Origin of the sequence: Mesorhizobium sp. M7A.F.Ca.AU.002.02.1.1, assembly GCF_003998535.1 — a bacterium.
In the GTDB taxonomy this organism is placed as follows: Bacteria; Pseudomonadota; Alphaproteobacteria; order Rhizobiales; family Rhizobiaceae; genus Mesorhizobium; species Mesorhizobium ciceri.
In genome coordinates this window covers 1-9,388 of record NZ_RZPB01000168.1, presented here as the reverse complement: position 1 = coordinate 9,388, position 9,388 = coordinate 1, and the positions used below count along the sequence as shown (strand labels likewise).

11 protein-coding genes and 1 pseudogene are annotated in these 9,388 nt (G+C 63.3%); 3 read left to right on the top strand and 9 right to left on the bottom strand.

Annotated elements, in window-relative coordinates:
- The 5 genes and pseudogenes from EN879_RS13090 to EN879_RS13070 form a co-directional block, all read right to left on the bottom strand.
- A pseudogene (locus tag EN879_RS13090) lies at positions 1-187 on the bottom strand (hypothetical protein); the annotation flags it as partial.
- 82 nt (positions 188-269) lie between these two features.
- Entirely contained in the window at positions 270-1,253 is a 984-nt protein-coding gene (locus EN879_RS13085; protein ID WP_013528218.1) for a 2-hydroxyacid dehydrogenase, read from the bottom strand.
- Complete coding sequence (locus tag EN879_RS13080) at positions 1,250-2,272, bottom strand: LacI family DNA-binding transcriptional regulator (RefSeq protein WP_082826628.1); 1,023 nt, start codon at positions 2,270-2,272, stop codon at positions 1,250-1,252. Before EN879_RS13080 ends, EN879_RS13085 begins: the two co-directional genes overlap by 4 nt.
- Before the next feature lie 77 nt (positions 2,273-2,349).
- Positions 2,350-3,234 carry a DMT family transporter gene (locus tag EN879_RS13075; RefSeq protein ID WP_063169834.1) on the bottom strand — a complete coding sequence of 295 codons (885 nt, stop codon included), beginning with the start codon at positions 3,232-3,234 and terminating at the stop codon, positions 2,350-2,352.
- Between the two features lie 197 nt (positions 3,235-3,431).
- Positions 3,432-3,839 (bottom strand): DUF2000 family protein, encoded by a 408-nt coding sequence (locus EN879_RS13070; RefSeq protein ID WP_013528221.1) that lies wholly within the window; start codon positions 3,837-3,839, stop codon positions 3,432-3,434.
- Positions 3,840-3,888: 49 nt separating this feature from the next.
- Between EN879_RS13070 and EN879_RS13065 the strand changes: the two genes are divergently transcribed.
- Positions 3,889-4,758 (top strand): AraC family transcriptional regulator, encoded by an 870-nt coding sequence (locus tag EN879_RS13065; protein ID WP_027164197.1) that lies wholly within the window; start codon positions 3,889-3,891, stop codon positions 4,756-4,758.
- A 24-nt stretch (positions 4,759-4,782) separates the two neighbouring features.
- On the opposite strand, the gene EN879_RS13060 is transcribed toward EN879_RS13065, so the two are convergent.
- Together EN879_RS13060 and EN879_RS13055 are read right to left on the bottom strand one after the other, a co-directional pair.
- Complete coding sequence (locus tag EN879_RS13060; RefSeq protein ID WP_013528223.1) at positions 4,783-5,253, bottom strand: MarR family winged helix-turn-helix transcriptional regulator; 471 nt, start codon at positions 5,251-5,253, stop codon at positions 4,783-4,785.
- A gap of 212 nt (positions 5,254-5,465) precedes the next feature.
- Positions 5,466-6,212 carry an intradiol ring-cleavage dioxygenase gene (locus tag EN879_RS13055; RefSeq protein ID WP_063169833.1) on the bottom strand — a complete coding sequence of 249 codons (747 nt, stop codon included), beginning with the start codon at positions 6,210-6,212 and terminating at the stop codon, positions 5,466-5,468.
- Positions 6,213-6,411: 199 nt separating this feature from the next.
- On the opposite strand from EN879_RS13055, the gene EN879_RS13050 reads away from it, so the two are divergent.
- Together EN879_RS13050 and EN879_RS13045 are read left to right on the top strand one after the other, a co-directional pair.
- Complete coding sequence (locus EN879_RS13050; protein WP_063169832.1) at positions 6,412-7,467, top strand: GTP-binding protein; 1,056 nt, start codon at positions 6,412-6,414, stop codon at positions 7,465-7,467.
- Positions 7,468-7,720: 253 nt separating this feature from the next.
- Positions 7,721-8,695 (top strand): WD40 repeat domain-containing protein, encoded by a 975-nt coding sequence (locus EN879_RS13045; RefSeq protein WP_013528226.1) that lies wholly within the window; start codon positions 7,721-7,723, stop codon positions 8,693-8,695.
- 6 nt (positions 8,696-8,701) lie between these two features.
- Here EN879_RS13045 and EN879_RS13040 read toward each other — a convergent pair whose 3' ends face one another.
- Both EN879_RS13040 and EN879_RS39405 read right to left on the bottom strand, forming a co-directional pair.
- Positions 8,702-9,154, bottom strand: coding sequence for a hypothetical protein (locus tag EN879_RS13040; RefSeq protein ID WP_063169831.1), 453 nt, complete (start codon positions 9,152-9,154; stop codon positions 8,702-8,704).
- Positions 9,155-9,206: 52 nt separating this feature from the next.
- The coding region (locus EN879_RS39405; protein ID WP_206520942.1) for a hypothetical protein at positions 9,207-9,388 on the bottom strand (182 nt) is incomplete at its 5' end.

The window sequence follows — 9,388 nt, the reverse complement described above, 5'->3', positions numbered from 1 at the left end:
ACGACAAACCGTCCGAAATTTCGGCCCCGCGGCTGACTGCACAGACCGCCTCATCGCCATTGGCGACCAGCCTGTAGCTGTTGGACGGGGCGGCCTCGTTGGCTACGCTTTCCCGGCTGCCGCCATGAAACAGCTGAATGCCACCAAACAGCGCTGCGGCAGCGATCAATGCGGAAAGTGCTTTCATCATTCTTCATCCACGTACACGGACAGGTTGAACAATGATTCCAAAGGGTTAAGCTGACGTTAATAAATGTGGCAGCCACCGATCAGTTTCTAGCCTTCACATGCGCCGTCTCGGGCACCGGCGTCAGCGGCCGGCGCTCGGTGAACCAGGACACCAGATTGTCGACGCACAGATCCGCCATGGCGCGGCGTGTATGGTCCGAGGCCGAGCCGACATGCGGCAGCAGCGAGGTGTTGGGCGCGTCGAGCAGCGCCTTGGGCACGTTCGGTTCGTCGGCAAAGACATCGAGGCCGGCAGCGGCGATGGTGCCGTTGGCAAGGGCTGCCGCAAGCGCTGCCTCATCGACCGTGCTGCCACGGCCGATGTTGACGAAGACGCCGTTGGCGCCAAGCGCCGACAGTATCTCGGCATTGACCGCCTTCTCCGTCGAGGCGCCGCCCGGCGCGACCGAAATCAACGTATCCACGGCTTCGGCAAGCCCTTTCAGGGTCGCATGATAGTGGTAGGAAAGACCTTCGACACGGCGCCGGTTGTGGTAGGCGACCGGCAAGCCAAAGGCCTCCAGACGCCGGGCAATGGCCTGCCCGATGCGGCCCATGCCGAAAATACCCACACTGCGCCCGCGCAAGGTCAGCCGGCTCAGCGGATAGTTGCCCTTGCGCACCCAGCTGCCGTCGCGCAGCCAGGTCTCGGCGCGCGGCAGGTCGCGGATGGTGTTGATCAACAGCCCGATCGTGGTGTCGGCGACCTCCTCGGTCAACACGTCGGGCGTGTTGGTGACCATGATGTTTTTCGCCGCCGCATGACCGACATCGACCGAATCATAGCCGACGCCGAAGGAAGCGATGAGTTCGAGGTTGGGCAATGCGTCCATCATCGCCGCGTTGATGCCGGCGAACGAAGCGATGCCGCGCACATCACTGCGCATCTCGTCGGTGACGAGCGCCGGATCGGCGCGTTCAATTCTGACACGCCTGAACGTGCGGTTGATGCGGTCGACCGCGTGGTCGTTGAAATCGCCCGGCACCAGGATGGCGACGGTCTGCAACTGTTCGGCCTTGGTCATGCACGCTCCACCGGCTTGCCGGTCGACTGACGCACATGCAGTTCCGGCTTGATCAATTCCTGCGAGGGTCGCACCGTCTGGCCGTTGAGCTTGTCGAGCAGCGCGCTGGCGGCGCGGCGGCCAACCTCGCGCTGGCCGTTCCAGACTGTGGTCAGCGCCGGCGTCGCGATCGCCGCCTCTTCGAGGTCGTCATAGCCGGTGACCGAGATGTCGACGCCCGGCACCAGGCCGGCGCGGGCAATGCCGTTCATCAGACCGATGGCGACGAGGTCGTTCCAGCAGCAGGCAGCTGTCGGCCTGTCCTTCAGCGCCAGGAACTGCCCGGCGGCCTCGAAGCCGGCCTGCTTGGTGCGCGGCCCGGCGATGCGCCAGGACGGCCCGACTTCCAGCCCGGCCGCCTCCATCGCGTTGACATAGCCTTGGTAGCGGTCACGGCCGGTCGAGGTCTGGTCGGTGCCGCCGATCATGGCGATGCGCTTGTGGCCGAGCGAGATCAGGTGATTGGTGGCGAGGCCTGTTCCATAGGAGTCGTCGCCGCGAAAGACCGGCACGTCGGCACCCTCGACGGTGCGCGCGATCAGCACAGCCGGCAGGCCGTTCTCCTCGGCCATCACGATGTCGGAAGCCGGCGTGCCTATCGCCGGCGACATGATGACGCCGTCGGCGCCGAGTTGCAAAAGCGTATCGATGAAAGTGCGCTGCTTTTCGAGCTGATCATAGTGGTTGGACAGGATGAAGGTTTGCCGGCTGCGGTCGAGCTCGCTTTCGATCGAGCGCAGGATCTCGGCGAAGAACGGGTTCATGATGTCGTGCACGACGACGCCGACAATGCCGGAACGCGAGGTGCGCAGGCTGGCGGCGCGTCGGTTGTAGATATAGCCGATGGCGCGGGCATGTTCCTTGATGCGGTCACGGGTGGTCCCGGCAACAAGAGGGCTGTCGCGCAGCGCCAGCGAGACCGTGGCCGTGGACACGCCGAGCGCATCCGCGATCGTCGAAAGCTTGATTTTTTGTGCCAGCGACGTGTGCTCCCCGGACCTGACTTTCCAGACCTAAACTGTTTAAAGGCGGCGTTATGCCACCGATCGGGGGCAAATCAAAGTTTTTTTGCCAACGCCTCGGCCTCGACGTCCGAGGCCGCGCGGCTCCGCAGCCGAAGCCTATGCTCGCGATGGACGATGTAGAGGCCGCTGGCGACGATGATGGCGGCGCCGACCAGCGTCCAGCGGTCGGGAAACTGCTTGAAGACGATCCATCCGGAAATGATCATCCACACCATCTGCGAATAGGGATAGGGCGCCAAAGCCGTGGTCGTCGCCAGCCGGTAGGCCTGGACGAGCAGCCAGTGACCGACGCCGCCGAACACGCCGAGCATCAGCAGCACGAACCAGTGCCAGCCGTCATGCGGCAAGGAAAACGAAAACGGCAGCAGGGGCAACAGCAGCAGCGCCGGCGCCAGCGCCGAAAACAGGATGAGGCTCTCCGATGTCTCGGTCGCCGACATGCGGCGCGTCATGATGACGTAGAAGCAGTTCGACAGCATCGAGCCGAGCGCGAAGAGATGTCCGATGCCGAACACGCCGACGCCCGGTCGGGTGATGATGAGGACGCCGGCAAAGGCCGCCAGGATGGCCAGCCAGCGCCGCCAGCCCGCCCACTCGCCAAGCAGCGGACCGGCCAGCGCCGTGATCACCATCGGCCCAAAGAAATAGATCGAGGTTGTCTCGGCCAGTTGCAGGGATTTGAGCGCCAGGACATTGAATATGGTCGATCCGAACAGGAAAGCCCCGCGCAGGATATGCGCAGGCAGGTTGATCGGGCGAAACCGCATGGGTTGGCGCCAGCCGCGCAACAGGGTGCCGACCAGGATGACATGCACGGCAAAGCGCACCCAGGCAACGACCAGCACGGAAATGCCGGCGAGGACGAGGTATTTGCTTGATGTGTCGAGGAAGGTGAAGCAGACGTAAGTGGAAAGCATGCACAGGATCGCCACCGGGGGCGTCGCGCTTTCTACATGTCTTTGGGGAGCACTCACTTGCAGGCCGGGTGGGAGCTGGGCTGGACCCACCTTTGCGGGAATTGCCGGCTCCCGGCAAGCCAATTGTCGGCTGTCGCCACGCCAAAGCCGGCTGGCACAACAAGTGTCGGCGGCAGGCTTAGTCGATGCCTCTGAAGCTACGGGTGCATACGGGCGCCCTTGGTGATCTTGTCGACCAGCTTCTTGTCGGCGCGAAGCGCGATCCCGACCGCCTTGGCGTCTTCAGGCGCAAATTCGGCGAAGACGGCGCGGTTGGCCGCGTCAAAGCCGGTCGAAAACATCTCCTCGACATAGAGCGAGGTGGTCACGCCGCGCTCCAATGTGCGCCGGTGGATCGTGCCCAGCGTGGCCTGGTCGGCGGACAAAACGATGACCGGCTGGATCGACAGCGGGTTATAGAGATTGCCGGCGCGGTCGCGATAGGGTTCACCGATGATATCGGAAAACTGCGCGACGATGCCGCTGGTCAGGAAGGCGGTGACGTTGAGTTTCTGCCAGACCGCCAGATCTTCCCTGAGCACGATTGCAAATTTCGTATCGAACATGAGACATTGGCCATTCGGTTTGTGCCCCAATGCGAGGCTTAAGGAGACGATGTCGCACGATCTAGACAGCCAGGCCTTCGAGGGTCTTGGACGTTTGTGCATCGATGCGGCGGAAAACCGTATTATCTCCGCCCCCGATCCCGCAGGCATGGAGCGGATCGAGGCACGCTTCCATGGCAGCGCGTTCGACCTGCATCGCCACGACACCTATGCGATCGGGGTAACGCTGCACGGTGTGCAGACGTTTCGCTATCTTGGTGCTGCGCGTCACAGCCTTCCAGGCCAGATCATCGTGCTACACCCCGACGAACTGCATGACGGCGGCGCCGGCACCGAGGACGGCCTGCGCTACCGAATGCTCTATTTGGAGCCGTCGCTGATGCTCGACTGCCTCGGCGGCGCTTCGCTGCCTTTTGTGAGGGATGGCGTGGTGACGGACGCCGCCTTTTGCGCAACGCTGCTTTCGGCGCTGGGGCCGCTGGAGCAGGAACTCGACGACCTGTTCGTCGACGATTTCCTGGTCCAACTGATGCAAAGCCTGACCCGGCATGGTGGCCAGCCGGCAAAGCCGATGACCAGGACGGCGTGGCGGGCGGCTGCACTGGCGCGCGACTATCTCACGGAAAACCTGACCCGGCCGGTGCGCTCCGGCGAACTGGAAGCCATAACCGGGCTCGACCGCTATGCCTTGTCACGGCATTTCCGCGCGGCGTTCTCGACCAGTCCGCATCGCTTCCTGGTGATGCGCCGGCTTCAGCGTGCGCGGCGGATGATCGCCGCCGGCGAACCGTTGGCGCAGATCGCGGTCGAAGCCGGCTTCAGCGACCAGAGCCATTTCATCAGGCAGTTCAAGAAGGCGTTCGGCATGACACCGGGACGCTGGTCGTCGCTGATCCAGGGCTCTGCCGCGGCGGCTTGATCGCCTGCCGCGACAATCCGCCGGTCAGTCGTCCGACTCGGCGTCGTCGTCGATGAGCACCAATTCCTCGTTCGAGAGGTTGGCCTCGATGCGGGCAAGCAGTTTGAACAGCGACTTCTGGTCCTTCTTGTCGAGGCCCTTCAGCGCCTGCTTTTCGGTCTTCTTCACCGATTTCTCGATGGCGTGGATGATGTCGCGGCCTGTATCGGTGAGAAAGATGTGGGCCTGGCGGGCATCGGCTTCAGAAGCGCGCTTCTCCAGGAACCCCTGGGCCTGCAGCCGGTTGATGGTCTTGGTGATCGTCGGCGGGCGCACGCCGAGACGTCCGGCAAGATTGCCCGGCGTCTGGCCGTCCTCACGGTCGAGCGCCAGCATGATCTGGTCCTGGCCGGCATAGAAGCCGTGCGCCAGAAGCCGGGCAGCCAGCGCCGTCCTTGCCAGCCTTGCCGCGGAATGCAGCCGGCTCATTGTCGCAGTCTTGTCCGCCTTGGCCATGGTCTTCCCTCTTCGGCCGTACCGGTGCGGGCAGCATAGAGGCAGCCGGCCGGTTGGCAATCGACGATCAAAAAGATTCCGGTGCTTCAAACAGCTTTGCCGGCAAGCATTGTGGTGTCCGCCGTGGCTAATGCCAGATGTTTATTTCAGTTAGATGACAAACGAATTCGTGACCGGAGTTTTCGCCGCTGACAAGGTGCGTGAGGGAACGCTCAGCCGGACTTCACCGCCACGATCATCAGCGCCTGATAGGCATCCTCCAACTCGCGCAGCGCAGCCTGCGATTGCGATCCGGCCCGCCTGGCGATGCCGTCATCGGCATTTGAAGTGTCGCGCTTGCCGGGCCGGTCATTGTAGGGCGCGACAGAGGTGAAGATCTGCTCGCTGAGGCTGTCGGGGAAAAACAACTGGCCGGTCATCACCGACCTGTCGTCGGGGAAGACCTTGAAATGGATGTGGGTGGTGCGGCCGCGATACCAGCCGGGATAGATCGTGGCGAAGGAGACGATGCCGCTTGCATCGGTTTTCTGCCAACCACGCAGGAAGGTCTGGCCCGACGTGTCGACGTCGCGGCCGTCACCCTGTCCGGGATAGCCGGAATAGGCGCCCTGCGCGTCGCAATGCCAGATATCGACGCGGGCGCCGGCAAGTGGGCGGCAGTCCACGTCGACAACCTGCAGCCGGACGTCAAGGGCAATACCTTTCTTGCCTTCGGTGACATCGGCACGTTCGAGTTTCGGGTCGAAATAGAACGGTCCCTCGGTCACTTCAGGCGTAATGGTGCAGACACCGGCGCCGTTTTCGAACAAGGCCAGTCCGGCATAGGGTGAAGCCTGGGCAGCCGAAGATTGAGCGGCCATTGCCGAGGCCGGCAGGAAGGCACCACCTCCGGCGGTGACCGCGATCAACCCGAGCGCCTGGCGCCGGCTCAATGAGAAGGAGGATGGCTTGCCGGACATATCTTGCCTCTCAAATTGACCTTCCGCATCCCGAGCTAGGCAATCACAGCGGCTTTCGCCAGTCAAAATCCGGTATTGTAGCAAGCCGGTTTGGCCCATCGGTTTGCCCCGTGCAAAAGCCCGGCACACATCCTATATGGAACCGACAATCCCTTTTGAGGGCCGGATCTTTTGCGGCCCAGCACTTTCGAGGCAAGCCATGAGCGACGCACAGACGCAAATCCCCGTAACCGTTCTCACCGGCTATCTCGGCGCCGGCAAGACGACGCTGCTCAACCGCATCCTGTCGGAAAACCACGGCAAGCGCTACGCCGTCATCGTCAACGAGTTCGGTGAAATCGGCATCGACAACGATCTGATCGTGGAATCCGACGAGGAAATCTACGAGATGAACAATGGCTGCATCTGCTGCACGGTGCGCGGCGACCTGATCCGTGTCGTCGAGGGCCTGATGCGCCGCCCCGGCCGCTTCGACGCCATCGTCGTCGAGACCACCGGGCTCGCCGATCCGGTGCCGGTGGCGCAGACCTTCTTCATGGACGACGATGTGCGCTCCAAGACCAGGCTTGACGCGGTGGTGGCGCTGGTCGACGCCAAGCACCTGCCGTTGCGGCTCAAGGATTCCAAGGAAGCCGAGGACCAGATCGCCTTCGCCGACGTCGTCGTGCTCAACAAGACCGACCTCGTCACGTCAGAAGAACTCGCCAAGGTCGAGGCAACGATCCGCGCCATCAATCCGGCGGCAAAGATCCATCGTACCACCCGCGCCGGCGTTGACCTGACCGAAGTACTCGACCGCGGCGCTTTCGATCTGTCCCGGGCACTGGAAAACGATCCGCACTTCCTCGAGGCGCATGACGATCACGATCATCATGACCACGACGGCCACGATCACCACCACCATGATCATGACGGGCACGACCACCACCATCACGCGCATGCTTCGGACATTCATGACGTGACGGTGCAATCGGTGTCGCTGCGCGGCGGCGAGATGGATCCGAAGAAATTCTTCCCCTGGATCGAGAAGATCACCCAGATGGAAGGCCCCAACATCCTGCGGCTGAAAGGCATCATCGCGCTCAAGGGCGACGACGAGCGCTATGTCATCCAGGGCGTGCACATGATCATCGAAGGCGACCACCAGCGCGCCTGGAAAGACGGCGAAAAGCACGAGAGCCGGCTGGTGTTCATCGGCAGGGAACTCGACGCCGAGCGGCTGAAGAAGAGTTTTGACGCCTGCCAGGCGGCTTGATTTCCAAGCCTTATAACGCTAGCGCTGCCCCTTCTGTCCTTCTCCCCTTGTGGGAGAAGGTGGCCGTGCGAAGCTCGGTCGGATGAGGGGTGCTCCAGCTGGGCACCGACGGCGATCCGTCCAACACCCCTCAACCGTCTCGGCGCTGCGCGCCGATCCACCTTCTCCCACAAGGGGAGAAGGTTGGCGCCACACCCGGCCGCGCTGGCGACTTCCCGGGGATGGCAACAAACTTCATTGGAATGGTTCCCTGATGCCCACAGTCGCCCCCCTAGACCTCGAAGGCCATTGCATCGCCGCCGCCTTTCTCGGCGACGTGCCGCATTTCGCGATGGCCGACGGCGCCATCCATCGGCTCGACCATGGCCACAAGACGGTTCAGGCCAATGACGGGCTGCTCGCCGCCTTCCATGATGCGGCCAATGACCGGCTGATCACCGGCGGCGAGGACGGCAAGGTGTTTGCCGTGAAAACGGGCGGCGAGGCCACGGAATTGGCAAGCGCGGCCAGGAAGTGGATCACCAGCGTTGCCGCCGGGCCGCAAGGCGCCATCGCCTATGCCTCAGGCAAGACTGCCTTCGTGCGCTTCGCCGACGGCAAGACCAGGGAATTCGTCCATCCGCGTTCGGTGGAGGGGCTGGCCTTCTCGCCCAAGGGCATGCGCTTCGGCGTCGCCCGCTACAATGGCGCGACGCTGCATTTCCCGGCCGCCGAGGGCAAGCCGGTGGAACTCGAATGGGCCGGCGCCCATACCGGCATCACCTTCTCGCCGGATGGCGCCTTCCTCGTCACCACCATGCAAGAAAACGCATTGCACGGGTGGAAGCTCGCCGACGGCAAGCACATGCGCATGACCGGCTATCCCGGCAAGGTCAAAAGCCTGTCGTGGAGCGTAAAGGGCAAGTGGCTTGCGAGTTCCGGCGCGCCGGCGGCGATCGTCTGGCCGTTTTCCGGCAAGGACGGGCCGATGGGCAAGGCACCGCTGGAACTCGGCACGCGCGGCAATGCCATGGTGACGGCTGTCGCCTGTCACCCGAGCCAGGATGTCGTCGCCGTCGGCTATGATGACGGCATGGTGATGGCGGTGCGTTTTGCCGACGCCAAGGAAGTGCTGTTGCGGCGGCCGGGCAAGGGCGCCATCACCTCGATGATGTGGGACAAGGAAGAACGCCGCGTCGCCTTCGGCAGCGCGGCAGGCGACTGCGGCGTCATCGACATCACGGCCTGACCCCGCTCACTCCGCTCCGCACGACACTTTGCCGCTGATTTCGACCGGTTTGCCGTCCTGGTCCGTATCCGCTGCGGCGTCGTAGATGGAGAGCGTATAGCTCCCGTCGTAGACGCCTTCGTCGCTGGTCCTGGTCAGGATCGTCAGTTCGACCGAGTTGATCTTTTGCGCGGCCTCGTGCTCACGATAGATGTTCAGCCGCAATTCCTTGCCGTCGAGCCAGTACTGCGTCAGGTTGGAATCCTCGAACACGGTCTTGCGCAGGCTGTCGCTGGCAGGCCGGCTCAGAATTTCGAGGTTGCCGCGAAAGTTGAAGGTCGGCCCGCCCATGCCTCTGGTGACGCCGGCCTCGACCTCGAATGTCGCCGCCGGGTCGTCGGTGGAGCACCAGATGCCGCCCGAGGCGAAGGCCGCGCTCGCCGACGACAGGTGCATCGCCACACAGATGACCGTCCTCATTACCCCTCCCCCTCAATTCCCGCTCATATTGGCGCCGACTTCGGCAGCACGGTCAAGCGCCGCCGCCAAAGGCTGAGCCAACGCAGGACAGATGCGCGGCCAATTGCGGATGCAGACACGGATTGGCTAAGAGGAATCGACCAGAGGGGTTTTCATGCACAGCGATATGTCCAAGACGTCCATCGGCGGCATCGGCCGCGACCGCATTGCCGATCTGCGCGAGACCGAGGGGGC

Bases quoted from the DNA above. Each gene is read 5' to 3' on its own strand.
- EN879_RS13085 (WP_013528218.1), bottom strand. From the start codon at position 1,253: ATGACCAAGGCCGAACAGTTGCAGACCGTCGCCATCCTGGTGCCGGGC.
- EN879_RS13075 (WP_063169834.1), bottom strand. From the start codon at position 3,234: ATGCTTTCCACTTACGTCTGCTTCACCTTCCTCGACACATCAAGCAAA.
- EN879_RS13070 (WP_013528221.1), bottom strand. From the start codon at position 3,839: ATGTTCGATACGAAATTTGCAATCGTGCTCAGGGAAGATCTGGCGGTC.
- EN879_RS13065 (WP_027164197.1), top strand. From the start codon at position 3,889: ATGTCGCACGATCTAGACAGCCAGGCCTTCGAGGGTCTTGGACGTTTG.
- EN879_RS13060 (WP_013528223.1), bottom strand. From the start codon at position 5,253: ATGGCCAAGGCGGACAAGACTGCGACAATGAGCCGGCTGCATTCCGCG.
- EN879_RS13055 (WP_063169833.1), bottom strand. From the start codon at position 6,212: ATGTCCGGCAAGCCATCCTCCTTCTCATTGAGCCGGCGCCAGGCGCTC.
- EN879_RS13050 (WP_063169832.1), top strand. From the start codon at position 6,412: ATGAGCGACGCACAGACGCAAATCCCCGTAACCGTTCTCACCGGCTAT.
- EN879_RS13045 (WP_013528226.1), top strand. From the start codon at position 7,721: ATGCCCACAGTCGCCCCCCTAGACCTCGAAGGCCATTGCATCGCCGCC.
- EN879_RS13040 (WP_063169831.1), bottom strand. From the start codon at position 9,154: ATGAGGACGGTCATCTGTGTGGCGATGCACCTGTCGTCGGCGAGCGCG.